Source organism: Rhodococcus sp. KB6 (assembly GCF_001445685.1).
GTDB classification, from domain to species: domain Bacteria; phylum Actinomycetota; class Actinomycetes; order Mycobacteriales; family Mycobacteriaceae; genus Rhodococcus_F; species Rhodococcus_F qingshengii.
Map to the genome: position 1 here is coordinate 122,992 of NZ_LNAK01000134.1, position 26,210 is coordinate 149,201.

At 63.8% G+C, this 26,210-nt stretch carries 24 protein-coding genes; 20 read left to right on the top strand and 4 right to left on the bottom strand.

Features of this window, described 5'->3' with window-relative positions:
- Nucleotides 1-6: 6 nt before the first annotated feature.
- Nucleotides 7-756: a 2-phospho-L-lactate guanylyltransferase gene (gene cofC / locus ASU23_RS20520; protein WP_080552786.1), complete on the bottom strand. Its 750-nt coding sequence runs from the start codon at nt 754-756 to the stop codon at nt 7-9.
- 126 nt (nt 757-882) lie between these two features.
- Here cofC and ASU23_RS20525 point away from each other — a divergent pair, with 126 nt between their 5' ends.
- From ASU23_RS20525 to ASU23_RS20535, 3 genes are all read left to right on the top strand, one after another.
- Nucleotides 883-1,881 carry an NAD(P)H-dependent glycerol-3-phosphate dehydrogenase gene (locus tag ASU23_RS20525; RefSeq protein WP_030535420.1) on the top strand — a complete coding sequence of 333 codons (999 nt, stop codon included), beginning with the start codon at nt 883-885 and terminating at the stop codon, nt 1,879-1,881.
- Complete coding sequence (locus tag ASU23_RS20530; RefSeq protein WP_058038613.1) at nt 1,878-3,029, top strand: cystathionine gamma-lyase; 1,152 nt, start codon at nt 1,878-1,880, stop codon at nt 3,027-3,029. The genes ASU23_RS20525 and ASU23_RS20530 overlap by 4 nt, the downstream gene beginning before the upstream one ends.
- Nucleotides 3,030-3,100: 71 nt before the next feature.
- Nucleotides 3,101-4,207 carry a D-alanine--D-alanine ligase family protein gene (locus ASU23_RS20535; RefSeq protein ID WP_042450837.1) on the top strand — a complete coding sequence of 369 codons (1,107 nt, stop codon included), beginning with the start codon at nt 3,101-3,103 and terminating at the stop codon, nt 4,205-4,207.
- Here the strand turns inward: ASU23_RS20535 and ASU23_RS20540 are convergent, their stop codons facing one another.
- Nucleotides 4,208-4,900: a DUF3515 domain-containing protein gene (locus ASU23_RS20540; RefSeq protein WP_003942765.1), complete on the bottom strand. Its 693-nt coding sequence runs from the start codon at nt 4,898-4,900 to the stop codon at nt 4,208-4,210.
- Between the two features lie 77 nt (nt 4,901-4,977).
- Between ASU23_RS20540 and ASU23_RS20545 the strand changes: the two genes are divergently transcribed.
- The 3 genes from ASU23_RS20545 to ASU23_RS20555 are packed head-to-tail and all read left to right on the top strand — an operon-like array spanning nt 4,978 to nt 7,229.
- A complete protein-coding gene (locus ASU23_RS20545; RefSeq protein WP_172827078.1) occupies nt 4,978-6,027 on the top strand; it encodes a thiamine-phosphate kinase in 1,050 nt (349 codons plus the stop codon).
- 9 nt (nt 6,028-6,036) lie between these two features.
- On the top strand, nt 6,037-6,558 hold the full coding sequence (locus tag ASU23_RS20550) for a gamma carbonic anhydrase family protein (RefSeq protein WP_003942761.1): 522 nt from the start codon (nt 6,037-6,039) through the stop codon (nt 6,556-6,558).
- Nucleotides 6,558-7,229: a uracil-DNA glycosylase gene (locus ASU23_RS20555; protein ID WP_020907272.1), complete on the top strand. Its 672-nt coding sequence runs from the start codon at nt 6,558-6,560 to the stop codon at nt 7,227-7,229. The genes ASU23_RS20550 and ASU23_RS20555 overlap by 1 nt, the downstream gene beginning before the upstream one ends.
- 66 nt (nt 7,230-7,295) lie before the next feature.
- Here ASU23_RS20555 and ASU23_RS20560 read toward each other — a convergent pair whose 3' ends face one another.
- Nucleotides 7,296-8,090, bottom strand: coding sequence for an enoyl-CoA hydratase-related protein (locus tag ASU23_RS20560; RefSeq protein WP_003942812.1), 795 nt, complete (start codon nt 8,088-8,090; stop codon nt 7,296-7,298).
- 131 nt (nt 8,091-8,221) lie between these two features.
- The gene (rpmB, locus tag ASU23_RS33520; protein WP_003942669.1) at nt 8,222-8,413 is read right to left on the bottom strand and encodes a 50S ribosomal protein L28; all 192 of its coding nucleotides are present in this window, start codon (nt 8,411-8,413) and stop codon (nt 8,222-8,224) included.
- Between the two features lie 333 nt (nt 8,414-8,746).
- Between rpmB and ASU23_RS20565 the strand changes: the two genes are divergently transcribed.
- The 14 genes from ASU23_RS20565 to smc all read left to right on the top strand — a co-directional run bounded on the left by ASU23_RS20565 (nt 8,747) and on the right by smc (nt 26,191).
- Nucleotides 8,747-10,456: a DAK2 domain-containing protein gene (locus tag ASU23_RS20565; protein WP_003942755.1), complete on the top strand. Its 1,710-nt coding sequence runs from the start codon at nt 8,747-8,749 to the stop codon at nt 10,454-10,456.
- Between the two features lie 73 nt (nt 10,457-10,529).
- Nucleotides 10,530-12,791, top strand: coding sequence for an ATP-dependent DNA helicase RecG (recG, locus tag ASU23_RS20570; RefSeq protein WP_003942757.1), 2,262 nt, complete (start codon nt 10,530-10,532; stop codon nt 12,789-12,791).
- Nucleotides 12,792-12,911: 120 nt separating this feature from the next.
- Nucleotides 12,912-16,316, top strand: a complete 3,405-nt coding sequence (locus ASU23_RS20575) for a pyruvate carboxylase (RefSeq protein WP_058038614.1) — start codon at nt 12,912-12,914, stop codon at nt 16,314-16,316.
- Nucleotides 16,313-16,879, top strand: coding sequence for a 16S rRNA (guanine(966)-N(2))-methyltransferase RsmD (gene rsmD, locus ASU23_RS20580; protein WP_030535425.1), 567 nt, complete (start codon nt 16,313-16,315; stop codon nt 16,877-16,879). The genes ASU23_RS20575 and rsmD overlap by 4 nt, the downstream gene beginning before the upstream one ends.
- Nucleotides 16,876-17,370, top strand: a complete 495-nt coding sequence (coaD, locus tag ASU23_RS20585; protein ID WP_003942776.1) for a pantetheine-phosphate adenylyltransferase — start codon at nt 16,876-16,878, stop codon at nt 17,368-17,370. Before rsmD ends, coaD begins: the two co-directional genes overlap by 4 nt.
- A gap of 131 nt (nt 17,371-17,501) precedes the next feature.
- The gene (locus tag ASU23_RS20590; protein ID WP_003942696.1) at nt 17,502-18,263 is read left to right on the top strand and encodes a DivIVA domain-containing protein; all 762 of its coding nucleotides are present in this window, start codon (nt 17,502-17,504) and stop codon (nt 18,261-18,263) included.
- 189 nt (nt 18,264-18,452) lie between these two features.
- Nucleotides 18,453-19,013, top strand: a complete 561-nt coding sequence (locus ASU23_RS20595; RefSeq protein ID WP_058038615.1) for a DUF177 domain-containing protein — start codon at nt 18,453-18,455, stop codon at nt 19,011-19,013.
- Nucleotides 19,014-19,015: 2 nt separating this feature from the next.
- Nucleotides 19,016-19,198, top strand: coding sequence for a 50S ribosomal protein L32 (gene rpmF / locus ASU23_RS33525; protein WP_007729318.1), 183 nt, complete (start codon nt 19,016-19,018; stop codon nt 19,196-19,198).
- Between the two features lie 19 nt (nt 19,199-19,217).
- Nucleotides 19,218-19,991, top strand: a complete 774-nt coding sequence (gene rnc, locus ASU23_RS20600; protein WP_003942759.1) for a ribonuclease III — start codon at nt 19,218-19,220, stop codon at nt 19,989-19,991.
- A gap of 8 nt (nt 19,992-19,999) precedes the next feature.
- Complete coding sequence (mutM, locus tag ASU23_RS20605) at nt 20,000-20,869, top strand: bifunctional DNA-formamidopyrimidine glycosylase/DNA-(apurinic or apyrimidinic site) lyase (RefSeq protein ID WP_003942752.1); 870 nt, start codon at nt 20,000-20,002, stop codon at nt 20,867-20,869.
- Nucleotides 20,870-20,911: 42 nt separating this feature from the next.
- On the top strand, nt 20,912-21,364 hold the full coding sequence (locus ASU23_RS20610; RefSeq protein ID WP_047271283.1) for an OsmC family protein: 453 nt from the start codon (nt 20,912-20,914) through the stop codon (nt 21,362-21,364).
- Nucleotides 21,364-22,287 (top strand): SMP-30/gluconolactonase/LRE family protein, encoded by a 924-nt coding sequence (locus ASU23_RS20615; protein WP_058038616.1) that lies wholly within the window; start codon nt 21,364-21,366, stop codon nt 22,285-22,287. The genes ASU23_RS20610 and ASU23_RS20615 overlap by 1 nt, the downstream gene beginning before the upstream one ends.
- 5 nt (nt 22,288-22,292) lie before the next feature.
- The gene (locus ASU23_RS20620; protein ID WP_037130369.1) at nt 22,293-22,577 is read left to right on the top strand and encodes an acylphosphatase; all 285 of its coding nucleotides are present in this window, start codon (nt 22,293-22,295) and stop codon (nt 22,575-22,577) included.
- A gap of 26 nt (nt 22,578-22,603) precedes the next feature.
- A complete protein-coding gene (gene smc, locus ASU23_RS20625; protein ID WP_058038617.1) occupies nt 22,604-26,191 on the top strand; it encodes a chromosome segregation protein SMC in 3,588 nt (1,195 codons plus the stop codon).
- Nucleotides 26,192-26,210: the final 19 nt, after the last annotated feature.

Genomic DNA, 26,210 nt, shown 5'->3' on the forward strand with positions numbered 1-26,210 from the left:
GAAAATTCATCGACTGTTCGACGGCGTGGCCTTGAGTCTGGTCAACGAAGCCGATGTCGCGGGGCCTACTCCCAGTGCTCGCACAGTGCCGAGATCGGCATGGGTGTCGACGTCGGTGCGCAGTCCCGGCCATTGGCCGTTGAGTGGACGAGCACCTGAATTGGCATGTCCAAGTGCGGATTCCGGCCCGAACCGAGGGTCGAGTGCGCTTTCGCCGCACGCAAACAATGCGGAAGTGCCGGTGCCGTGGTGATCGACGACGACTGAACGTCCGCCGCTTCGGGCCGCGGCCACGGCCTCCGTCAGTTCGCTCGGTTGCATGGCGGGCAAGTCGGCTTGCAGCACAACGAGGTCGACCACTCCGCGCTTGGCTCGGATATCGGCGGCCGCTGCACTCAACGCCGCGTTGAGGGTTTCCTCCGTGCGCGGTGTTGCGCCGTTGGTTCGGGCGCCGTCGGGAGCTGGATCGGCGTAGACCGTCACGCCGACGGAATATGCAAGGGCGGCAACGGTGGGGTCCGGGGTGACCACTGTGACGCTGTCGATGGCCGAGACGGCTGCAACTGTGGCGAGGGTGTCGTGAAGCATGGCCAACACGAGGTCTGCACGCGCGTCCGAGTCGAGTTCGCCCGCGAGGCGGGACTTGGCCGATCTCAAGGACTTGACGGCCACTATCGCATGCATGGGGCGTTCGATCTCCGTGCGCGCATGCGGTGTCTCCACGGCGTGTGGGTACGGGGGTTCCGCGCTGTCCATCCCTCGATCTTGCCAGTCATCACGCTCGGTGTCCGCGGCTGCCCACCGCAGTGCACCACAGGCGATACTCTGTGCAGACGATTTTTCTGGCGGCGACCCGCTTCGCCGGGTAGACGGGGTGAGCGTGTGAGTAAGGCAGCTGTATTGGGCGCAGGTTCGTGGGGAACGGCGTTGGCGAAGGTGATGGCCGAGGCCGGAACCGACGTGACGATGTGGGCCAGGCGTGAAGAGGTCGCGAAGCGCATCGACACCACGCACGAGAACAGCGACTATCTGCCAGGCATTGCTTTGCCTTCGTCGATTCGCGCGACCCACCACCACGAGGAGGCGATGGCAGGTGCTGACTTCATCGTGCTGGCGGTTCCCTCGCAGTCGCTACGAGCAAACCTGGAGCAGTGGAAAGGCTCGATCGGGCCCGATGCGACTCTGCTGAGTCTGGCCAAGGGAATCGAGACCGGGACGCTCATGCGGATGAGCCAGGTCATCGTGTCGGTGACCGGCGTGGAACCGGGGCGAGTCGCGGTGCTCTCGGGCCCGAATCTTGCACACGAGATCGCCGGCGGGCAGCCCGCGGCGACGGTGATCGCCTGTTCGGATTCCTCGCGTGCCCTCGCTCTCCAGGATGCTTGTGCTACGGGCTATTTCAGGCCGTACACCAACTCCGACGTCATCGGTTGCGAGATCGGTGGTGCGTGTAAGAACGTGATCGCGCTGGCCTGCGGCATGGCCGCCGGCAGTGGATTCGGCGACAACACGGTCGCCAGCATCATCACCCGTGGGCTCGCCGAGACGATTCGTCTCGGCGTTGCGCTCGGCGCCAAGGCGTCGACTCTTGCAGGCTTGGCGGGTGTCGGTGACCTGGTAGCGACCTGCACGTCCGAGTTGTCGCGAAACCGGACGTTCGGAGAGCGGCTCGGACGAGGCGGGTCGATGGAGTCGGCACAGAAGGCAACCAACGGTCAGGTCGCCGAGGGTGTGAAGTCGTGCACGTCGGTACGCGCACTCGCTGCCGGATACGACGTGGAGATGCCGTTGACCGACGCGGTCCACCGGGTGTGCCACGAAGGCATGGCCGTCAGCGATGCGATCGGTCAGTTGCTCGGACGCCGGACGAAGCCGGAATGAGTGAAATCGGTGTGGGTCGCTTCGAGGATTACGGGGATTCGACGCGCAGCGTGAGCGCCGTCGCGCGCGAACACGCCGCGGGTCAGCCCATGCAACTGGGCCCGATATTCGCTGCGCCGTACCAACTTTCGGCGGACGAAGGTTCCGAGTCCGATACCTATGCACGTGCGTCGAACCCGGGTTGGCGCGGACTCGAATCCGCGCTCGCGGCGCTCGAGAGAGCGGACCACGCCCTCGTCATGGGATCGGGGATGTCCGCGATCACCGCTACCTTGCGCAGCGTCCTCGTCGCGGGGGATACCGTCGTCGTGCCCTCGGACGGGTACTACCAAGTGCGGTTGTACGCGAACGAGCGCCTCGCGCCGTTGGGAATCACCGTTCGCGAGGTTTCGACTCTGCAGATGGGCGACGCGAGCTTCGTAGATCTGCTCGACGCGTCACCGGGCCGCGTGGTCGTCGTCGCCGAGACGCCGTCCAACCCGGTGCTGGACGTGGTCGACCTTCGCGTGCTCGCCGACGTGTGCCACCGTTCGGGTGCGCTGCTGATCGTCGACAACACGACCGCGACACCGCTGGGTCAGCGCCCGCTCGAATTGGGTGCCGACGTCGTGGTGGCCAGCGGTACCAAGGCTCTCAGCGGGCACAGTGACCTCCTGATGGGTTACGTCGCCACCTCCGATGCGGCAGTGAGTCGGCAAATCGAGCGTGAGCGACTTCTCTCGGGAACGGTGCTCGGCCCCTTCGAGACGTGGCTTGCGCACCGGAGCCTCGGCACGGCAGGCCTGCGATTCGGGCGTCAGTGCGACAACGCGCTGGCGCTTGCCGAGATGTTGGTAAATCACAAAGCAGTCCGGTCCGTTCGTTACCCCGGCCTTCGCGGTGACCCGTCCTACGCAACGGCATCCGGTCAGATGAATCGATTCGGCGGATTGGTGAGCGTCGAGTTGGATTCGGCTCAGGCCTTCCACTCGTTCGTCGAAGCGAGCGCTCTCGTCACGGCTGCTACCAGCTTCGGCGGGATCCACACGACGGCGGATCGCCGTGCGCGCTGGGGCGATCCGGTCAGTGCGGGGTTTGTCCGAATCGCTTGTGGCATCGAGGACACCGCCGATCTCCTGGCCGACATCGAGCGCGCACTCGACGCGTAAACGGGCCGGGTCGACGAAATCGGTCCGGCCCGATCGCGTGCCGCAGTCGATTCGGCGGTACGGTTTGACGCGTGAACAGCAGTCGTACCCGCGTGGCCGTGATCTTCGGTGGCCGGAGCAATGAGCATTCAGTGTCCTGTGTTTCCGCCGGAAGCGTCCTGAGCAACCTCGACCCCGATCGGTACGACGTCGTACCGATCGGCATCACCGTCGACGGTTCCTGGGTGCTCGGTTCGAGCGACCCCAGTTCCCTCGCGATCAGCGGGCGCGCGCTGCCGTCGGTCGACAAAGACGGAACGTCGGTGGTCCTCAGCGCGGACCCCACCCGCGAGGGCGAGGTCATCTCCTTCGACGGCTCCGACGCCGGTGCTGTGCTCGCGTCGGTCGACGTCGTGTTCCCCGTTCTTCATGGGGCTTACGGCGAAGACGGCACGATCCAGGGTCTGCTCGAACTTGCCGGGGTTCCGTACGTCGGACCCGGAGTTCTGGCCAGCGCCGCCGGCATGGACAAAGAGTTCACGAAGAAGCTTCTTGCTGCTGAAGGACTTCCCGTCGGAGTGCAGGTCGTGCTTCGACCGGGAACCGCAACGCTGACCGAAGAGCAGAAGGCGGAATTGGGCCTTCCGGTTTTCGTCAAGCCCGCTCGTGGAGGCTCGTCCATCGGCATCACTCGGGTGAGCAATTGGGACGGTCTGGACGGGGCGATCGCTCATGCACGCCTGCACGATCCCAAGGTGATCGTCGAAGGCGCGATCATCGGCCGCGAGGTGGAATGCGGCGTCCTCGAATTCCCGAACGGCGACGTCAAGGCGAGTGTGGTCGCCGAGATCCGGATGCCGGATTCCGACGCCGATTCGGACGCGTTCTACGACTTCGACACCAAGTACCTCGACGACGTCTGTGAATTCGACATCCCCGCGAAACTCGACGAGTCGGTGAGCGACCAGATCAGGGAGCTTGCTGTCCGCGCGTTCAAGGCACTCGATTGCCAGGGACTCTCGCGGGTCGATTTCTTCGTCACGGCTGACGGCCCGGTGATCAACGAGATCAACACGATGCCCGGGTTCACTTCCATCTCGATGTACCCGAAGATGTGGAACGCCACCGGAATCGATTACCGCACTTTGATTTCGACTCTGGTCGACACCGCCGTCGCTCGCGGCACCGGCCTTCGCTGATCAGGGAACCGCGACCGGCGCCGGGTCGAGAGGCTTCTGTTCGAGGGTCGCCGTGATGGTGTCGGAGATTTCCTGAATCGGCGTCGGACCGGTCCCGTCGGGGATCGTGATACCGATGTATTCACCGCGGTCTACGGCAAACCAAGTGCTCGCCGCCAAACCGATGTCGGTTCCCGAGACCTGGAACCACTGGACACCGTTCACAACCTGTAGTGCTGCAGCCTGGTCGAACTCGGACGGACGGTCGAGTCCGCAGCGCAAGACGATCGGCTCTCCTTCGCTGCGCTGCCACGCTGCCGCACCGGCCGGAGCAGGTTCTACCAATTCGGCTTTCGTGAAGTCGTCGATCTTGTCGGGGAGCGCGCCGAGAAGGGAAACGCAGGCCGGCGACTCCGCTGCCGGTGCCGGCACGGGTCCCAATGCAACCGGCGAGAGTTCAGGGTTGTTTCCCGCGACGACGGCCGCGATCACTACTCCGACGATCAGGGCTACCGGGAGTGCGATGGCGGTGGCGATCAGCGCCGGACTGCGGCGCTCTGACGGATCGTCGTCGCCGTCGGGGTCGATGTCGGCGTTGTCTGCGGTGGAGGTGTTTTCTGCCATGCTCAGTTCTTCGCTCGGGTCCTGGTCCAGTCGATCAGCGGTCTTGTCACTTCTGAGAGCATGTCGGTGAATCGGTAGGATTGCCGACACACGCGTGAGCTTGCAGAAGCATTCACGACCACAGCTAGAAGGTACCGCAGGCCGCTTACGAGCGAATTGCGTCGGCATTGGAGAGACTCATCGCATCGTCGGAGTTCACTGCATCATCGGAGTTCGCTGCATCATCGGAGTTCGGGTCGGAGCCCACTGTCGAGCAGGTGGGGGAGTTCGACGTGATCGCGCGATCTCTTCTCGGACGAATCCAACCGGTCACCACTGAATTGGGGCCGGGTGACGATGCCGCCATCGTGACTTCCGGAGACGGCCGTGTGGTCGTCTCGTCCGACATGTTGGTCGAAGGTCGTCATTTCCGAATGGATTGGTCTTCACCACGCGACATCGGCCGGAAGGCAGTGGCACAGAACGCTGCTGATGTGGTCTCGATGGGAGCGCGTCCGACGGCCTTCACGGTGTCTCTGGGGTGCCCGTCTTCGACACCCGTCGACGTGGTCGACGCAATCTCCGCGGGAATCTGGGACGCGGCAACCGATCTGGGTGCCGGTGTGGTCGGCGGTGACCTGGTCCAGTCACCGGTGATCGTGGTGTCGGTGACCGTGCTCGGCGATCTCGGTGGCCGTGCGGCAGTTCTGCGTTCGGGAGCAAAGATCGGTGACAAGATCGCGGTCGCCGGGTTGTTCGGTTGCTCGGCAGCAGGGTTGGCACTACTGCTCGACGAAGCCGTACTGCTCGACAAGCCCGCAAACTTTCCAGATTTGCTTGCCTCCCATCGCGTTCCGAATCCGCCGTATCAATCGGCATGGGACGCCGCAGAATCAGCACATTCCATGACGGACGTGTCCGACGGATTGATCGCGGACCTTCGACATCTCGCAGAGGCCTCGCACGTGCGGTTCGACATCTTCTCGGCTGCGGTTCCGACCTCACCGGATGTCGAATCGGCGGCCGAGGCGCTCGACGTCGATCCGCTGGACTGGATCCTCTCCGGTGGTGAAGATCACGGATTTGCAGCAACTTTCGGGCCTGAGGTCGAGATTCCGTCGGGTTGGATCGTGATCGGTGAGGTTGCCGCCGGTTCGGGCGTGAGCGTCGACGGTTCGCTTCGCGAGAGCGGCGGGGGCTGGCACAGCTTTTCGACCACCGGTACCACCGCGGTATAGGTTGCTTTCATGGCTGTATACGCACTTGGAGACAGAGTTCCGGACATTCATCCGGACGCATACGTCCACCCGGACGCGGTGGTGATCGGCGCCGTGACTCTCGCAGCGGGTACCTCGATCTGGCCGCAAGCGGTATTGCGTGGTGACTACGGAACCATTTCGGTGGGAATTGGATCGAACATCCAGGACGGAACCGTCATCCATTGCACCGCCGTCGATGCGACTGTCATCGGTTCCGGTTGCGTCGTGGGCCACAACGCGCACATCGAGGGATCGACCATCGAGGACCATTGCCTGATCGCGTCGGGGTCAGTTGTTCTCAACGGAACGGTGATCGGGACGGGGTCGATCGTCGCCGCTGGTGCGGTGGTGGCCAACAAGATGCAGGTTCCGCCGCGCAGCATGGCACTCGGTGTCCCCGCCAAGGTCCGTGCGGGATACGAGGTTCCGCTCGGTCACCTCGACGGCAACGTCAAGATGTACGCAGCCAATGCGGCGTACTACCGCGACGCGTTGCGCAGGCTCGACTGATGGCGCCGCTTGCAGAGATCGTCGACCCAGGGTGGGCGCGAGCACTCGAACCGGTCTCGGAGCAGATCTCCGCGATGGGTAAGTTCTTGCGCGAAGAGATCGCTGCGGGACGGGAGTATCTGCCTGCGGGAGAGAACGTCTTGCGTGCATTCACGAATCCGTTCGACGACGTTCGGGTGCTCATCGTCGGTCAGGACCCTTATCCGACGCCCGGTCACGCTGTCGGGTTGAGCTTTTCGGTTGCACCGGACGTGCGGCCGGTTCCGCGAAGTCTCGGCAACATCTACAAGGAGTATCACCAGGATCTCGGGTTGCCGATACCGCCGAACGGCGATCTGACACCGTGGTCGAAACAAGGTGTGCTGCTTCTCAATCGCGTTCTCACCGTGCAGCCGGGTCAAGCCGCTTCTCATCGTAAGAAGGGCTGGGAGCCGGTGACCGAGCAGGCTATCCGCGCTCTGGTCGCGCGGTCGTCGCCGATGGTGGCGATCTTGTGGGGTCGTGACGCGGCCACTCTCGCGCCGATGCTCGGCGACACACCGATCATCGAATCCGCGCACCCGTCACCGCTTTCGGCCTCGCGTGGCTTCTTCGGTTCGCGCCCCTTCAGTCGTGCGAACGAACTCTTGACCGGACTCGGAGCCGATCCGGTCGACTGGAATCTGGGCTGATCGAACGGTGTCTGCACGAACCGGCCTGCCGAACGTCGAGTCGCGACGTTCGGCACGGCAGTTCGACTAGGCTTGCTTTGCGGAAGTGAAATCGGGCCGACGCTTGTCGACGAACGCGTCGACGCCCTCGCGTCCGATCGGGCTGTTCGCTGCGATGGCGATGGACGCGGCTTCGGCGTCGAGTTGCTCGGCGAGCGAGTTCGTCCGAGACGAACGCAGCAGTGCTTTGATTCCCGAGTACGACGTACTCGGTCCGTTGGCCAGAGCGCGGGCGAGGCGAGCTGCCTCTTCTTGGACCTCGTCGTCACCGACGAGTCGGGTGAGGATCCCCAGGCGGACGGCTTCGTCGCCACCGATCACCGAATCGTTGAGAAGAATCTCGCGAGCGCGTGCCACGCCGACGATGCGTGGAAGCGTCCACGACATTCCGCCGTCCGGGGTGAAACCGATGGAGGGGTACGCGGGGCGAAGCTTGGTGCCGGTGCCGCCGATTGCGACGTCGGCGAGGCAGACCAGGCTCATTCCGGCGCCGGCGGCCCATCCGTGGACCCCGGCCACCACTGGAGCGGTCGCAGCGTCGAGCGCGCGAACGAACACGTGGAAGACGCGGGCAACCTCGGCGACGTACTCGCCGCGGTCAGGGGCTGCGGCGAACGCACGGACGTTGCCGCCGGCACAGAAGTTTGCGCCTTCGCCGACCAGAAGGATGCTCCCGATGTCGTTTCCGACTGTCTCGAGCGCCTGCGCGCCCTGAACCAGTCCTTCGTCGTCGAGGGAGGTGCCGTTGGCGGCGGTGGAAATGGTGATGCGGAGTACGCCCTCGTCGAGGGTCACTTTGCTCAGGTCATCGATGGAAGTCACTCAACGCACATTACGGGTGTCCGACAGCCATACGAAACACGGGGACACATAGATACAGCCACATAGATACAGCTCTGCCCCCGTCACCGAAGTGACGGGGGCAGAGCCTGCAATAGTTTGTGCTCGGGCAATCAGCCCCGAGCGACCTTGCCTGCCTTCAGGCAGGAGGTGCACACGTTGACCTTACGGGTGTTACCCGGGGCAACCTCGGTACGAACAGACTGAATGTTCGGGTTCCAGCGACGATTGGTACGCCGGTGCGAGTGCGAGACCGACTTACCGAAGCCGGGCCCCTTGGCGCATACGTCGCAGACGGCAGCCATAGTCGCGAACTCCTTGTTAGAAATGAATATTGAAGTGGTTACCCTACACGGTAGGGCAGCCAGAATTACAATCCGAATATACTCGACTTCGAACCGATCCTTGACCGCTCACTGTGCAGCCGAACGTGAAAACAGTCAATCAGCAACAAACAAAGTGCAGCATTATTTCGTGTAGCCCGTTCGAGGCAACCGTGTAAGAGTAACCGCTTCCGGCCCGAATGGCCAAACCGCCCGGTAATGACGGTTGCGCAGAAGCGTCGGACTACCCTCGACTGCACCGATCACCGATCTCTTTTTTTTCGTCAGTCTTTCCATCGTCGAGGGGAACCGTCAGTGGGGGAAGTGCAACGCGTCGCCGAGGAAGCGGAATCCGTCGCGGACGGACATCTGCTGCGGCGCTGGGCCCGCCGGGCGGTCGACAGCCTCCAGAAACGTCGCGGTGAGATCAACAGCCTCAACGTCTTTCCCATCCCTGATTCGGATACCGGCACCAATCTGCTGTTCACGATGCGGGCTGCACTCGATTCCGCCGAGACGATCGAGGACGACGTCCGCAGTGCGGGCCGCGTCGCCAACGCTCTGGCTCGGGGCGCCGTGTCCGGTGCTCGCGGTAATTCCGGAGTGATCCTCTCCCAGGTGATCCGGGGCATCGCCGAGAGCGTTCAAGGTGAGCACATCGACGGCCGAAGCTTCGCGAACTCGCTGACCACGGCGACGACGCTGGCCTCTCGGGCTGTCTCCGATCTGGTGGAAGGCACCATCGTCACGGTATTGCGCGCATCGGGAGAAGCAGCGCAGGAGTGCGTCGACACCAGGACACCGAGCGGCGAGGATCTTGCATCCGTGGTTGCCGCCGCTGCCGACGCCGCTGCGGTCGCACTGAACAAGACGCCGGAGCAACTGGACGTTCTCGCGTCCGCCGGGGTGGTCGATGCCGGGGGATTCGGTCTGGTTCTGATCCTCGACGCTTTTGTCGAGGTGCTGACCGGGAAGCCGCAGGTTCGCGAAGATCTGGGGACGCCGGACCCGAGGTCGAGCGCAGTTGTCGACGTCAGCGCATTCGATCACGATTGGGCTCACAAGAGCCCGATCGAATGTGGTGATCACTCGGAACAGGATTTCGAGGTCATGTACCTCGTCGACGACTCCGACGACGATCGCATGACGGCGCTGCGCACGCGGCTGTCCGTCCTCGGAGATTCGACGGTCATCGTCAGCGACGGTTTCGGCGGCTGGTCGGTGCACGTGCATTGCTGCGATGCCGGTGCAGCCGTGGAAGCCGGCCTCGAGGCCGGGAAGGTTCACGGTATTCGCATCAGCAGTTTTCTCGTCGACGAACGCGACCAGTTGGTGGCACGGGCGGAGAGGCGATTCCCCGGGGCCGGCGCGCGCGGCGTACTGGCCGTCGTTGCCGGTGACAGCGCGGCGGCGTTGTTCGAGAGTGAGGGTGCGACGGTTCTTCGGTGCGACGATGCGCCGGTGACACGCGCACAACTGCTCGGCCGCATTCGTCAGATGGAACGCAGCGAAGTTCTGGTGCTTCCGAACGGAGCTTTGACCGCTCAGGAACTCGTCGCAGTCAGTGCCGCTGCACGCGATCCGCTTCACCAGGTTCTGCTGCTGTCGACGTCGTCGATGGTCCAGGGCCTGGCAGCACTTGCCGTTCACGACCCTCAGCGCAACGTCGCCGACGACGGCTTCACGATGTCCGAGGCGGCGGCCGCCACGCGCTGGGGATCGTTGCGGATCGCGGTCGAGCGTTCGCTGACCTACGTCGGGACATGTGATCCGGGTGACGCGATCGGTCTGATGGGGCACGAGGTGGTGCTCATCGGTCCCGACGTCGCGGAGTCGAGTGCGCGACTGGTCGACCTCGCGCTCGGATCCGGCGGCGAACTCGTGACCCTACTCATGGGCGCCGACGCGCCGGACGACCTGGCCGGGCAGCTCGAGGCGCACGTCGTCGCGCACCACCCGGGCGTCGACGTGCTCGTCTATCAGGGTGATCAGCCGGGTGACCTGTTCCAGTTGGGTGTGGAGTGATCGAACCTGGTCTGTCGGTGACTGCTGATATACGAACACATGTGCTTACCGCGACACTGTGCTGGAGGAACTGATGGCGACGCTCGCCGACCCACTCGATCGGCTGCTGGGAAAGAAGACCGCGGACGCGCTCGACGAGGCGTTCGAGATCCGCACCGTCGAGGACCTGCTGCGTCACTACCCACACCGGTACGCGTCGGCAGGCAAGGAACTCGCCGAGAAGGAGCCGCCCGAGGGTGAGCACATCACCATCATCGCGCGGGTGGCGTCGGCCGCCGTCGTGAAGATGAAGAACCGTCCGGGGCAGATGTTGCGAGTATCGCTGGCGACTGATTCGCAGACCGTCGACGTCACGTTCTTCAACCCGCAGAAGGTGCGGCACGTCATCAAGCCCGGCGTTCGGGCGATGTTCTCCGGGACGGTGAAGTACTTCCGCGGCAAGTGGTCTCTCACTCATCCGAGCTACCTGATTCTCCCGGAACCTCGTGTCGGCGAAGAGGATTCGGTAGTTCCGCTTGCGTCCATCAAGGGAGCCGGTGACCTTGCGGGCCTGGCTCGCGCAAATCAGGATCCCGGCGCCGAACTCGATCTGTCCGTCTTCGACCGCGCATTGATCCCGCTGTACCCGGCGACCCGCGAGGTCGAGAGCTGGACCATCATGCGGTGCGTGCGGCAAGTGCTAGACCAACTCGATCCGATCGAGGAGCCGTTGCCCGCCGAGACTCGGGCCGAGCACGGATTCATCGGTTTGGACGAGGCGCTGCGCACCGTTCACCTGCCAGATACCAAGGAAGACATCGAACGAGCACAGGATCGTCTGCGTTTCGACGAGGCGCTGTCTCTGCAGTTGGTCCTCGCGATGCGTCGTCACGACAATTCCGAGCGTGTGGCTCCGGCCTGCGCTCCGGTCGCCGGCGGGATCGCGGACCAGTTCGAGGAGATGCTCCCGTTCACTCTGACGGAGGGACAGCAAGCAGTCGCGGAGGAGATCTCCACCGACCTTGCCCGCCCACACCCGATGAGCCGCCTTCTTCAGGGCGAGGTCGGGTCAGGCAAGACGATCGTGGCTCTGCGCGCGATGCTGCAGGTCGTCGATGCGGGTTATCAGTGCGCGTTGCTCGCACCCACCGAGGTCCTGGCAAATCAGCACGCGCGATCACTGCGCAAGATGATGGGCTCGCTGGCTGCAGGTGGTGAACTCGGTTCTGCCGAACATTCCACCCGTATTGCCCTTCTTACCGGCTCGCTGCCAGTCGCTGCGAAGCGCGCAGCTCTGCTCGAAGCCGTGACCGGCGACGCCGGGATCGTCATCGGTACCCATGCGCTCATTCAGGACAACGTCGAGTTCTTCAACCTCGGCATGGTTGTCGTCGACGAGCAACACCGCTTCGGCGTCGAGCAACGTGATCAGTTGCGATCACGTGCCCGTGAAGGACTGAGTCCGCATCTGCTGGTGATGACGGCAACGCCGATTCCGCGAACCATCGCCATGACGGTGCTCGGCGACCTCGAGGTCTCGACCCTGCGAGAGCTTCCACGTGGGCGAACCCCGATCAAGAGCAGTGTCGTGCCCGCGAAGCAGAAGCCGCAGTGGGTCGATCGCGCATGGGAACGAATCCGTGAGGACGTAGCCGACGGCCGTCAGGCGTATGTCGTGTGCTCGCGGATCGGTGACGGCGAGCAGGGTGCAGGCGAAGACCAGTTCACCGAGGAGAAGCAGCCCGAGACCAAGTCGGCGGTCGACGTCTTCGAAGAGTTGTCGAGTGGTCCGCTGGCCGATCTGCGAGTCGGGTTGCTGCACGGTCGACTGCCTTCCGACGAAAAGGACGTGGTGATGAGCGCGTTCAACGTCGGTGACATCGACGTCCTCGTCTGTACGACCGTTGTCGAAGTCGGTGTCGACGTTCCGAACGCGACGGTGATGGTGATCGTCGACGCCGAGCGGTTCGGCGTCAGTCAGCTCCATCAGTTGCGTGGCCGCGTCGGTCGAGGGAAACACCAGGGCCTGTGCATCCTCGTCACCGGAAGCAATCCCGGGGGGCCGGCGTACGAGCGGCTCTCGGCGGTGGCAGCGACCAACGACGGGTTCGAACTGGCTCAACTCGACCTCGCGACCAGACGTGAAGGAGACATCCTCGGTGCGGCGCAGTCGGGCACAACCTCGAATCTGCGGCTGCTTTCCCTCATGGCCCATGGAGACATCCTCGAGTCCGCCAGGGAGTTCGCTCAGGGAATCGTCGACTCCGATCCGTCGCTCGACGGTCATCCCGCCCTCGCTTCCATGGTGACCGCCGCCCTGGACTCCGACCGGATCGAGTACCTCGAGAAGTCGTGAAGGGTATGACGACAAGCTGAAATCGAATAGCACGAGGACCGCCGGGTTGGTTTCTCGATTCAGTCCGAAATATGAGACTCCGCATGTAGACGCAAGATGAAATCGGGGTAGTTTTCTCGAATGTTCTCCAAAGTGCTCGTCGCGAACCGCGGCGAAATTGCGATCCGTGCCTTCCGCGCCGCCTACGAACTAGGTGCCGGAACCGTCGCGGTGTTCCCGTACGAGGATCGGAATTCGATCCACCGTCTCAAGGCAGACGAGAGCTACCAGATCGGGGAGAAGGGTCACCCCGTTCGCGCGTATCTCTCGGTCGAGGAAATCGTCGCCGCCGCCAAGAGCGCCGGAGCCGACGCCATCTACCCCGGTTACGGTTTCCTCTCCGAGAACCCGGACTTGTCGGCGGCGTGTGCCGAGGCAGGCATCAAGTTCGTCGGCCCGTCCGCCGAGATCCTCGAGTTGACCGGAAACAAGGCTCGGGCCATCGCAGCGGCAAAGGCCGCCGGTCTCCCGGTGCTCGCGTCTTCGGAGCCGTCAGCGGACATCGACGAGTTGCTCGCAGCCGCCGAGGACATGACCTTCCCGCTCTTCGTCAAGGCTGTCGCAGGCGGCGGTGGGCGCGGAATGCGCCGCGTTGCGGAGCGCTCACAACTCAAGGAATCGATCGAAGCCGCAGCGCGCGAAGCGGAATCGGCCTTCGGCGATTCGACGGTCTTCCTCGAGCAGGCCGTCATCGACCCCCGGCACATCGAAGTGCAGATCCTCGCCGACGAGCAGGGCAACGTCATCCACCTCTTCGAGCGTGACTGCTCGCTGCAACGTCGCCACCAGAAGGTGATCGAGCTCGCTCCGGCGCCCAATCTCTCCGAAGAGTTGCGCGCCAAGATCTGTGCCGACGCCGTCGCCTTCGCGAAGGAGATCGGATACACGTGCGCGGGCACCGTCGAGTTCCTTCTCGACAAGCGCGGCAACCACGTCTTCATCGAGATGAACCCGCGAATTCAGGTCGAGCACACCGTCACCGAAGAAGTGACGGACGTGGACCTGGTCCAGTCGCAGCTCAAGATCGCGTCCGGTTCGACGCTTGCAGAACTTGGTCTGTCACAGGAGACGATCAAGCTTCGCGGCGCGGCGCTGCAGTGCCGCATCACGACCGAGGATCCGGCAAACGGATTCCGCCCGGACACCGGCCGTATCACCGCGTACCGCACCCCGGGCGGAGCCGGTATCCGCTTGGACGGTGGCGCCACACTCGGCGCCGAGGTCGGAGCGTACTTCGATTCCATGCTGGTCAAACTCACTTGTCGCGGTCGCAACCTCGAAGCCGCTGTGGCGAGAGCTCGCCGCGCGGTCACCGAGTTCCGCATTCGTGGTGTCTCGACCAACATTCCGTTCCTGCAGGCGGTTCTCGACGACCCGGACTTCCGGGCGGGACGCGTGACAACCTCCTTCATCGAGGAACGTCCTCAGCTGCTGACTCTGCGTTCTTCGGCGGACCGCGGCACGAAGATCCTGACCTACCTCGCGGATGTGACTGTCAACAAGCCGCACGGGGAGCGTCCCTCGGCGGTGTACCCGCAGGACAAGCTGCCCAAGATCGATCTTTCGACACCCCCTCCTGCCGGTAGCCGTCAGCGCCTCCTCGAACTCGGACCCGAAGGTTTCGCGAAGGCACTGCGTGAGCAGAAGGCAGTCGGCGTCACCGACACCACCTTCCGTGACGCGCACCAGTCGTTGTTGGCCACGCGAGTTCGAACCAGCGGACTGCTCGGAGTAGCGGGGCACGTTGCGCGGTTGACGCCGGAACTGCTCTCGATCGAAGCCTGGGGCGGCGCGACCTACGATGTGGGACTTCGCTTCCTGCACGAGGATCCGTGGTACCGGCTTGCCGCACTGCGCGAGGCGATTCCCAACATCTGCCTCCAGATGCTTCTTCGCGGTCGAAACACGGTGGGCTACACGCCGTATCCCGAAAAGGTCACGCGCGCATTCGTTCAGGAAGCCACCGACACCGGCATCGACATCTTCCGAATCTTCGACGCGCTCAACAACGTCGACCAGATGCGCCCTGCCATCGACGCGGTGCGTGAGACCGGAACGGCTCTCGCCGAGGTGGCGTTGAGCTACACCGGCGATCTGTCGGATCCGAACGAAACGCTGTACACGCTCGACTACTACCTGAAGTTGGCAGAAGAGATCGTCGATGCGGGCGCTCACGTGCTCGCGATCAAGGACATGGCGGGCCTGCTGCGCGCTCCGGCGGCCACCAAGCTCGTGACGGCGCTACGCAGCAACTTCGATCTTCCGGTTCACGTCCACACGCATGACACCCCCGGTGGACAGTTGGCCACGTATTTCGCCGCGTGGCAGGCGGGCGCCGACGCAGTCGACGGTGCTTCGGCGGCACTGGCCGGAACCACCAGTCAGCCTGCGCTCTCGGCCATCGTTGCCGCCGCTGCGCACTCCGAGTTCGACACCGGACTGAACCTGCAGAACGTGTGCGACCTCGAACCGTACTGGGAGGCGCTGCGAAAGGTATACGCGCCGTTCGAATCCGGACTGCCGGCGCCGACGGGACGTGTGTACACGCACGAGATTCCGGGCGGCCAGCTCTCCAATCTCCGGACCCAGGCCGTTGCTCTCGGTCTCGGCGACCGGTTCGAAGAGGTCGAAGCCAAGTACGCCGACGCGGACCGCATGCTCGGGCATCTCGTGAAGGTGACGCCGTCGTCGAAGGTCGTCGGCGACCTCGCCCTCCACCTTGTCGGCGCCGGCGTGCCTTCGGAGGAGTTTGCCGCAGATCCGGCGAAGTTCGACATTCCCGACTCCGTGGTGGGCTTCCTGCGCGGTGAACTCGGTACGCCTCCCGGTGGTTGGCCGGAACCGTTCCGCAGCAAGGCACTCGAAGGACGTGGCCAGGCCAAGCCCGAAGCGACGTTGTCCGCTGAGGACGAGGTGCTGCTCGAGGGCTCGTCGAAGGACCGTCAGGCGACGCTGAATCGTCTGCTGTTCCCCGGCCCGACAAAGGAATTCCTCGAACACCGCGAGAAGTACGGTGACACGTCGCGGCTTTCGGCGAACCAGTTCTTCTACGGTTTGCGGCGCGGCGACGAACACCGCGTCGAGTTGGCTCCCGGCGTTGAGCTGATCATCGGTCTCGAAGCGATCTCCGAGCCCGACGAGCGCGGCTACCGCACTGTCATGTGCATCCTGAACGGCCAATTGCGCCCGGTCTCGATCCGCGATCGCTCCATTGCCAGTGACGTACCGGTGGCGGAGAAGGCCGACAAGAACAACCCGGGCCACGTGGCTGCACCGTTCGCGGGCGTCGTGACGCTCGCGGTGAAGGAAGGCCAGAAGATCGAGGCCGGCGACACCGTGGCCACGATCGAAGCAATGAAGATGGAAGCGGCGATCACCTCGCCGCGCGCCGGCGTCGTCTCTCGGATCGCGATCAGCGCCGTCCAACAGGTCGAGGGCGGAGACCTGCTGGTAGTCGTCTCGACGGGGGAGAGCGCCGCAGAGTGACACGCATCATCTCGGGACTCGCGGGCGGTCGACGCCTGCGAGTCCCGCCGAGCGGCACCCGTCCGACGTCGGATCGGGTTCGTGAGGCGCTGTTCAGTGCTCTCGAAGCGCGCATCGATCTCGAAGGGTGCGCGGTTCTCGACCTCTTTGCGGGTTCGGGTGCTCTCGGCCTCGAGGCGCTCTCGCGGGGAGCCGAGCACGTTGTTCTCGTGGAATCGGATGCCAAGGCTGCTGCCGTCATCAAGGCGAACATCGGCACTGTCGCGTTGCCTGGGGCGACGGTTCGCGCCGCTCCGGTTGCGGCCGTGGTCTCGGGTCCGAGCGCGCGTGAATACGACATCGTGATCGCGGACCCACCGTATGCGGTGACCGACGAGGCCGTCGTGTCCATGCTCACCGATCTGCAGGCCAACAAATGGGTGGGGGAGGGCACGATCGTGGTACTCGAACGATCGTCGCGCTCGCCGGAGACCGTGTGGCCTCAGGGCTACGAGCCGATCAAGGCCAAGAACTACGGTGAAGCCCGCATCGAGCTGGCCACCTGCTACGGTCTGGACTCATGACTGGCGCCGTCTGCCCCGGATCCTTCGACCCTGTGACCAACGGTCACCTCGACGTAATCGGAAGAGTTGCTGCGCAATTCGACGAGGTCGTGGTCACCGTGCTGATCAACAAGAGCAAGCGTGGCATGTTCACGATCGACGAGCGGATCGAGATGCTCGAAGACGCGACGAGTCACCTGCCCAACGTTCGCGTCACGTCGTGGCACGGATTGTTGGTCGACTACGCGAAACAAGAAGGCCTCAGCGCGATCGTCAAGGGTCTGCGCGGCGCGAACGACTTCGATTACGAGCTGCAGATGGCTCAGATGAATCAGAAGCTCACGGGCGTCGACACACTGTTCGTCGCCACGAATCCGACGTACAGCTACCTGTCGAGTTCTCTGGTGAAGGAAGTCGCGACTTTCGGCGGCGACGTCTCCGACATGTTGCCGGCCAAAGTGCATTCTCGGCTACTCGCACGTATCGCCGAGCGAGCAGCCGAAAACAGCTGATCCCCGACACACCGACCACGACGACACCCCGTTGGCCGTTCTTCCGGCAAACTTGGACAGGAACGGGCACAGGTCCGAGTGGACCGGTGACGATGTGGGCCGATTTCGGCCGGTAGAGATTGGGGTTGCTTGTGTACCGCGTATTCGAGGCACTGGACGAACTGGTCGCAATTGTCGAAGAGGCGCGCGGTGTTCCCATGACCGCAGGGTGTGTTGTGCCTCGCGGTGACGTACTCGAGCTACTCGACGACGTCCGGGACGCAATTCCGAGCGAGCTGGACGACGCTCAGGACGTCCTCGATCATCGCGACAAATTGGTCGGTGACGCGCGAGCAAACGCCGAGAAGACGGTCAGCAGCGCCAATGCCGAGGCAACCTCGACTGTGGAGAACGCGCGCGACGACGCCGACCGGATTCTGTCCGATGCCAAGGCTCAGGCCGATCGCATGGTTGCCGAAGCGCGTGCGCACGCCGATCAGTTGGTCGAGGACGCCGAAGCAGAAGCGGAACGGACCGTCACCGACGGCCGTCGTGAGTACGAGGCCGTCACCGGGCGGGCGCGTGCCGAGGCCGATCGGATGATCGAGTCCGGCCAGGCCTCGTACGAACATTCGGTGGCGGAGGGAACGGCGGAGCAGGCTCGTCTGGTGTCGCAGACCGAGGTTGTCCAGTCCGCTCACGCGGAATCCGCGCGAGTGATCGACGCCGCTCATGCCGAGTCCGACAGGATGCGTTCGGAGTGTGACCTGTACGTGGACACCAAGTTGGCCGAGTTCGAAGAGTTCCTCACCGGAACGGTTCGATCGGTCGGGCGTGGTCGTCAACAGCTTCGAACGGGTTCGGGGGTTCCCGACTACCAGGACGACGATCGTCGTTCCGAGCGGCGCCGATAGAGCAGACAAGTCAGTCGAGGGTGGGTCGTCCGATATGGGGCGGCCCACTTTTTCGTGGATCGAATTGGGATTTGCCTTGTAGCTGCCGTATTGTGGAGTGGTTGCCCATACCAGTTTCAACAGTTAGGTGAGTTCTCTTTGTCAACGCATCGTCGTAGTTCGTCGCATCAGTCAAGTGATGCGGGATTTTTGCTGGACACGGTCAAGCTCGGTCGTCGTCCAGGGTCGATGCGTACCGTCGAGAGAACAATTCAGTCCCCGAACCGTATCGGTCTCGATCTGATCGCGATCGAAGCGGGCGCGGACATAGATCTCGATCTTCGTCTCGAAGCAGTGTCCGAAGGCGTTCTCGTCACCGGAAACGTGCACGCACCCACCAAGGGTGAATGCTCGCGGTGCCTTGAACCTTTCACCGACACCGTGGACATCTATCTCACGGAGTTGTTCGCTTACCCGAACAGCACCACCGAGGAGACGACGGAAGAGGGAGAGGTCTACGCGGTCGAAGACGACGAAATCGACCTCGAACCGGTCATCGTCGATGCAGTCGGGCTGGCGCTTCCGCTCCAGCCTCTGTGCAGTGACGATTGCCTGGGATTGTGCTCAGAATGTGGCATTCGCCTGGCGATTGCGGAATCTGGGCATGGGCATGACATACTTGATCCTCGCTGGGCTGGTCTCGCGGCCAAATTTGGCGTGGAATCAAACACCAGCGAAAATCTTGTGATCACCGAAGCCGAGGAGAAGTAGAAGTGGCTGTCCCCAAGCGCAAAATGTCGCGATCCAACACGCGGTCGCGTCGTAGCCAGTGGAAGACCACTGTGCCCACCCTCGTTACCTGCCCCAACCGTGGCTGTGGCGAGCAGACCCTTCCCCACATCGCATGCCCGTCATGCGGTACTTACAAGGGCCGCCAGGTAACCGCTGCTGTCTAGTTCTCCCCGGAGAAAGACTATGACGAGCGAAAATACAGTTTCAGCCGCCGGCGGCGAGGGCAATCACGACAAGCTCCTCGCCGCTGTCGGCGTAGATATAGAGCCCGGTCTTCTGACCCTGGCTCTCACGCACCGCTCGTACGCGTACGAGAACGGCGGACTGCCCACGAACGAGCGCCTCGAGTTCCTCGGGGATTCCGTTCTCGGCGTCACGGTGACCGAAAATCTCTACCTGTCCCACCCGGACAAATCCGAAGGTGATCTGGCGAAGATCCGTGCCAGCGTGGTCAACATGCATGCACTCGCCGAGGTTGCCAGGACTCTGGGTGAAGGTGGACTCGGAGCACACCTGCTGCTGGGTAAGGGCGAGGAAATGACGGGCGGCCGTGACAAGCCGTCCATTCTCGCCGACGGTATGGAGTCGATTCTCGGCGCCATCCACCTGCAGCACGGCATCGAGACTGCGCGACGCGTCGTCCTCGATCTGTTCGACGATCTCCTCACTCGCGCACCGCTTCTGGGCGCGGGTCTGGATTGGAAGACGAGTCTGCAGGAACTGACCGCAGAACACGGTGCCGGAGTTCCCGTTTACGAGATCACCGCCACCGGACCCGATCACGACAAGGAATTCACGGCCACCGTTCTCATCAGTGGCAAACCCTTGGGTGTCGGTGTCGGTCGTTCCAAGAAGGAAGCCGAGCAGAAGGCAGCAAGTTCGGCATGGAAGACGATGTCGGAGAATGCCGCTGCTACCGCAGTCGCTGCTGACGACACGCCTGATCTTGCCGGCTGAGTTCACTCTTGCCTGAGCTTCCCGAAGTCGAAGTCGTTCGCCGCGGCCTACAGTCTCATGCTGTAGGTGCGGCGATCGAGGCCGTCGAGGTACTCCATCCCCGCGCGATCAGGCGCCACATTCTCGGTTCCGAGGACTTGATCGGCCAACTCACCGGGCAGACCATCGCTTCGGCAGAGCGTCGCGGCAAGTACCTGTGGCTGGTTCTCGAGCCTGCCGGTGTCGGACTGGTGGTTCATCTCGGGATGAGCGGACAGATGCTGGTCCAACCCCCGACAGTCGACTGGGAAAAGCACCTACGCATTCGGTTGGCCCTCGATTCCGGGGCCGATCTTCGATTCGTCGATCAGCGGACCTTCGGTGGCTGGTCGATTTCACCCCTCGTCGAGGTCGACGGAACGATGCTGCCCGAGTCGGTGGCGCACATCGCTCGCGATCCCATGGATGCGGCGTTCGATCTCGAATCCGTCGTGAAAGTCCTGCGGGGCAAGCACACCGAGATCAAGCGCGCGATTCTCGACCAGACGGTGGTCTCCGGAATCGGAAACATCTACGCCGACGAATCATTGTGGCGCGCCAAGATTCACGGCAACCGAATCGCCGAAACGCTTACCAGGCCCAAACTTCGAGAACTGTTGACCGCAGCACACTCGGTGATGGGTGAAGCGCTCGATCAGGGCGGTACGTCCTTCGACGCGCTGTACGTGAACGTCAACGGGGAATCGGGCTACTTCGACCGGTCGCTGTCGGCGTACGGGCAGGAAAATCTCCCGTGCCCGCGATGCGGCGCGCCGATCAAGCGTGAGAAGTTCATGAATCGATCGTCGTTCAGTTGCCCGCGGTGCCAGCCGACCCCGAGGGCCCGGCGAATCGCCTAGGTCTCCCGCCCCTTCGGTTCGGCGGAGTGGCAAGATTGCGTCATGGCTGAACAGACTCCCGACACCACTGCAACCGCCCCGGCTCACACGGAGCTTTGGGTCGAACGAACCGGAACCCGCCTCTACACCGGCAAGAGTTCGCGCGGCGCAGAGGTTCTCATCGGCTCCGAATCGGTGCCAGGAGTCTTCACGCCCGGCGAACTCCTCAAAATTGCACTGGCCGCATGCACCGGGATGAGCTCCGACTTCCCGATCTCGCGCCGGCTCGGTGACAACTACGACGCGACGGTCCGAGTGTCCGGAGCCGCCGATCGTGAAAACGAGGTCTACCCGCAGCTCGACGAGGTCCTCGAGCTCGATCTCAGCGAGTTGGATGCCGAGGCACAGCAGCGCCTCGTCACTCTCGTCGAGCGTTCCGTGGACAAGGTATGCACGGTCGGGCGCACGCTCAAGGCCGGAACCAAGGTCACTCTGTCGTTCGACACGGAAGCCTGATGTTCCGCGCCGGCAGCGTTGTCGCTGCGATCGCACTGGGTTCCGTTGTGGCGCTGAATGCTCCAGCGCAGGCCTCGGTCCCGGCCGACGGCTCGGCCGGTAGTTGCGGCACATGGACGTCGAGCGTCGTGACGACTGGTGCCGGAATGCTCGAGAACCTCGAATTCGACGGCAACGGATCGATGGTGTTGTCGCAGTCGGCTCTGATCGGGCCGGGTGCACTGCTGAAAGTGGCGCCGGACGGAACACGGACAACTTTGGTCGGTGACGTCACCGGACCTGGCGGTCTGGTCGCGCGTGAGGGATCCGTGTACTTCACCACGGGCAACTCGACTGTCTCGGGACTGTTCGGAATCGCCGACGGCAGCCTCCGCAAGGTCGACGTCGCAGACGGGTCGGTGACAACGATCGCCGACGGTCTGGTGATGCCGAACGGGCTTGTGCAGCTGGACGATAACCGTTTCCTCACTGCCCGCACACTCGCCAGGCCGGGGCTCACGGTCGTCAACAGTGACGGAAGCAGTTCGATCGTTCGTGAAGACCTCGGCACCGTCGACGGCCTCGCACGCTCCGGTTCGACGATCTACGTGAGCACGACCTTCGACATGGTCACCGCCGTCCACATCCTCGACGCAAACGATCTGGGCGGGCCGGTGCGAACGATCACGCTCCCCGGGTTCGGTCCGGCAAACATGGCGGACGATCTGACCGTCGGACCGGACGGCGCGTTGTACGTCGCATTCAATGCAGGCGGCAAAGTTGTTCGCGTCGATCCGGATTCGGGATCTTCGTGTGAGATCGCCTCGGGTCTGCCGTTCACATCTGCGGTCAAGTTCGGCGCCGGACCGGGCTGGGATCCCAACGCGCTCTACACCACCGGATTCCTGGGTGACGTTCACCGTCTCGAACGTGTGGCGGGCTGAGCGTCATGGCTGAGGCAGCGCCTGTGCGGTTGACGGCGTGGGTTCACGGATACGTTCAAGGCGTCGGGTTCCGGTGGTGGACCAGGGCCCGCGCACTCGAACTCGGATTGATCGGATATGCGTCCAATCAGCGTGACGGTCGAGTGCTCGTCGTGGCGGAGGGCGAACGCACGCAACTCGAGCGATTGGTGGAGCTGCTGCGCTCGGGTACTACCCCAGGCTCGGTGGATCTCGTGGTCGACAGCTGGGACACCGCAAGGGGCGACCTGACAGGGTTCGTCGAACGCTGACCTGTTTGGCGGTAAAGTTTCCCCCCATGCACCTCAAGAGTCTGACACTCAAGGGATTCAAATCCTTTGCGTCGGCAACGACTCTTCGGTTCGAGCCGGGAATTACCTGTGTGGTCGGCCCGAACGGCTCGGGTAAATCCAACGTCGTCGATGCGTTGACCTGGGTGATGGGCGAGCAGGGCGCCAAGGCCCTGCGCGGCGGCAAGATGGAAGATGTCATCTTTGCCGGCACCTCCGGCCGCGCGCCGCTGGGCCGCGCCGAGGTGACCTTGACCATCGACAACGCCGACGGGGCGCTCCCGATCGAGTACTCCGAGGTGTCGATCACGCGCCGCATGTTCCGCGACGGCGCGGGGGAGTACGAGATCAACGGCTCGTCCTGCCGTCTGATGGACGTCCAGGAACTGCTCAGCGACTCCGGCATCGGCCGCGAAATGCATGTCATCGTCGGGCAGGGACGGCTCGCCGCGATCCTCGAATCCCGTCCCGAAGATCGACGCGCCTTCATCGAAGAAGCCGCGGGAGTCCTCAAACATCGCCGCCGCAAGGAAAAAGCGGTGCGCAAACTCGATTCCATGCAGGCCAATCTCGCTCGCCTCAGTGACCTCACCGCGGAACTGCGTCGGCAACTCAAACCGCTGGGACGCCAAGCCGAGGTTGCTCGGCGAGCACAGACGGTCCAGGCTGACCTGCGTGATGCAAAGATGCGTCTGGCCGCTGACGATCTGGTGACCCGTCGAAACCAGTTGAACGACCAGGCGCAGGACGAGAAAGCGGCCCGTGAACAGCACAACCAGGTGGCGGCTGCGCTCGACGAGGCCAACCTCGAACTCGGGCGCCAGGAGCAAGCTCTCGCTCGTCTGACTCCGGGATCGGAAGCGGCTGCACAGAGTTGGTTCCAGCTTTCCGCGCTTGCCGAACGCGTCAACGCCACCGTGCGCATCGCCCGCGAGCGTGCGCGTCATCTCGACTCCGAACCCGTCGGCAACCGCGGCCAGGACCCGGACGAGATGGAGGCGCGCGCCGAACGTCTTGCTGCCGAAGAGGCCGAACTCCTCGAAGGCGTCGAAATCGCGCGAGCGGCGTCGGAAGCTGCTCGGGACCAGCTCGCAGCCACCGAAGATGCTGCAGCAGAAGCGGAACGGGCGCACATGGCGGAAGTTCGTGCCGTCGCCGACCGCCGTGAAGGTCTTGCTCGACTCTCCGGTCAGGTCGACACTCTGCGTACCCGCGTCGAATCCGTCGACGCGGAAGTGTCTCGGCTGACCGAGGCGATCGACGAGGCTCGTCTGCGTGGCGATGCCGCACAGGCCGAGTTCGACACGGTGCAAGAAAGCATCGGGGACCTCGACGCCGGTGAAGTCGGCCTCGATACCAATCACGAACGCGCCATCGAGGCTCTCGAGATGATCGACGCGCGCGTCGAAGAGCTTCGTGAGGAAGAAAAGACGAGCGGGCAACGCATCGCTTCGCTCCGGGCGCGCATCGAGGCACTGTCGATGGGTTTGCAGCGCAAGGACGGTGGCGGCTGGCTGCTCGAACACCGCGGCGACGACGGCATCACCTCGCTGGTCGGATTGATTCACGTCGAACCCGGCTACGAGGCCGCGATCGCTGCCGCGATGGGGCCGGCAGCAGACGCCGTCGTGGCGCAGTCGCTGGACTATGCTCGCTCCGCTGTCACAGCACTGGCCGATCAGGACGGTGGACGTGCATCACTGATCGTGAGCGGTGAACCGGCGATCAAGCGCGAGGCCGAGATCGCGCCGGGTAGTCGTCCGGCCGTCGACGTCATCGACTGCCCTGACGAGTTGCGTGCCGGATTGACCGCCATCCTCGATGGCGTCGTCCTGGTCGAGACTCTCGATGACGCGATTCGAGTTGTTGCTGACCACAAGGGAATTCGTGCAGTGACGCGTTCTGGCGATCTGCACGGTTCGGGGTGGATGATCGGTGGCTCGGATCGGCAACCGAGCACGCTCGAGGTGCAGGCGGCGATCGACGCGTCAGCAGCGGAACTGGCGGCAACGGAGAGCCGATCCGAGGAACTCGACGCGGCGCTGTCCGGCGCTCTGGCCGAACAGGCCGCTCGACGCGAGACCGCGGAGCAAACTTTGGCAGCGCTCAACGAGTCGGACGCCGCCATGTCCGCCATCTACGAGCAGTTGGGCAGATTGGGGCAGGCAGCACGAGTCGCCCACGCGGAATCCGAGCGTTTGACCGCCCAGCGAGTGCGTGCCGAGGAGGGCCGCGGGGAGTCGCTGACAAAGCTCGCGGATCTGGAGGAACGTCTGCGCGTCGCCGAAACCGACGGCAGTGCGCCGGGACACGGCGCGGAATCGACCGCTGCCGATCGTGAAATGGCCGCAGCAGCGCTCGCCGAAGTGCGCATCGTCGAAATGGATGCTCGCCTTGCCGTACGAACCGCCGAAGAACGTGCGGAATCCGTTCGCGGAAAGGCTGATTCGCTTCGCCGTGCCGCGGCCGCCGAACGAGAAGCGCGGATCCGCGCCGAACGGGCTCTGCGCGCCAGGGCGCACGCTGCGGAGGTCGCAGCTGCCGTCGCCGAATCGGGACAGCGCGTGGCGGTCGAACTCGAGACCGTCGTCGCCGCGGCTCTTGCCCACCGTGACGAGTTGGCTCGGGCCCGCGCCGAGTGCACGGCCAAGCTGGATCAGGTCCGCGAGACAGTCCGAGCACTGACCGGACAACTCGCTTCGCTCACCGACGCCGTCCATCGCGACGAGGTAGCGAAGGCGCAGGCAGCGCTGCGCATCGAACAACTCGAGGAGTCGATCCTCGATCAGTACGGTATCGGCCTCGACGATCTGATCGCCGAGTACGGGCCCGAGGTCGAACTGCCGCCGACCGCTCTCGAAATCGAGGAGTACGAGCAGGCCAAGGAGCGTGGGGAGCAGGTCACCGCCCCCGCTCCGCTTCCGTACGACCGCGCGACTCAGGAACGGCGCGCCAAGCGGGCCGAGAAGGACCTCGCCACCCTCGGCAAGGTCAATCCGCTGGCGCTCGAAGAATTCGCAGCTCTCGAGGAGCGGTACACCTTCCTCTCCACTCAGCTCGAGGACGTCAAGACCGCACGCAAGGACCTTCTTGCTGTGGTCGCAGACGTCGACGCACGAATTCTGCAGGTGTTCACCGAGGCCTATGCCGACGTCGAGCGTGAGTTCGTGGGAGTGTTCGAGAAATTGTTTCCCGGGGGAGAAGGGCGGCTGGTCCTCACCGATCCCTCGGACATGCTCACCACCGGCATCGAAGTCGAGGCGCGTCCGCCCGGTAAGAAGGTCAAACGGTTGTCGTTGCTGTCGGGCGGCGAGAAGTCGTTGACCGCGGTGGCCATGCTGGTCGCGATCTTCCGGGCACGCCCGTCCCCGTTCTACGTGATGGACGAAGTCGAGGCGGCGTTGGACGACACCAACCTGCGGCGGCTGATCGGACTCTTCGAACAATTGCGGGAGAAGTCGCAGTTGATCGTGATCACTCACCAGAAACCGACGATGGAAATCGCCGATGCGTTGTACGGCGTCAGCATGCGCGGCGACGGCATCACCACCGTGATTTCGCAGCGACTTCGCGGTCAAGACATGGCCTCGACGTAAGCCCTGCTCACTTTCCGGG

Excerpts from the sequence above, each read along its gene's own strand:
- cofC (WP_080552786.1), bottom strand. The coding sequence starts at position 756 with ATGGACAGCGCGGAACCCCCGTACCCACACGCCGTGGAGACACCGCAT.
- ASU23_RS20530 (WP_058038613.1), top strand. The coding sequence starts at position 1,878 with ATGAGTGAAATCGGTGTGGGTCGCTTCGAGGATTACGGGGATTCGACG.
- ASU23_RS20550 (WP_003942761.1), top strand. The coding sequence starts at position 6,037 with ATGGCTGTATACGCACTTGGAGACAGAGTTCCGGACATTCATCCGGAC.
- ASU23_RS20555 (WP_020907272.1), top strand. The coding sequence starts at position 6,558 with ATGGCGCCGCTTGCAGAGATCGTCGACCCAGGGTGGGCGCGAGCACTC.
- rpmB (WP_003942669.1), bottom strand. The coding sequence starts at position 8,413 with ATGGCTGCCGTCTGCGACGTATGCGCCAAGGGGCCCGGCTTCGGTAAG.
- recG (WP_003942757.1), top strand. The coding sequence starts at position 10,530 with ATGGCGACGCTCGCCGACCCACTCGATCGGCTGCTGGGAAAGAAGACC.
- ASU23_RS20575 (WP_058038614.1), top strand. The coding sequence starts at position 12,912 with ATGTTCTCCAAAGTGCTCGTCGCGAACCGCGGCGAAATTGCGATCCGT.
- coaD (WP_003942776.1), top strand. The coding sequence starts at position 16,876 with ATGACTGGCGCCGTCTGCCCCGGATCCTTCGACCCTGTGACCAACGGT.
- rnc (WP_003942759.1), top strand. The coding sequence starts at position 19,218 with ATGACGAGCGAAAATACAGTTTCAGCCGCCGGCGGCGAGGGCAATCAC.
- ASU23_RS20610 (WP_047271283.1), top strand. The coding sequence starts at position 20,912 with ATGGCTGAACAGACTCCCGACACCACTGCAACCGCCCCGGCTCACACG.
- ASU23_RS20615 (WP_058038616.1), top strand. The coding sequence starts at position 21,364 with ATGTTCCGCGCCGGCAGCGTTGTCGCTGCGATCGCACTGGGTTCCGTT.
- ASU23_RS20620 (WP_037130369.1), top strand. The coding sequence starts at position 22,293 with ATGGCTGAGGCAGCGCCTGTGCGGTTGACGGCGTGGGTTCACGGATAC.
- smc (WP_058038617.1), top strand. The coding sequence starts at position 22,604 with ATGCACCTCAAGAGTCTGACACTCAAGGGATTCAAATCCTTTGCGTCG.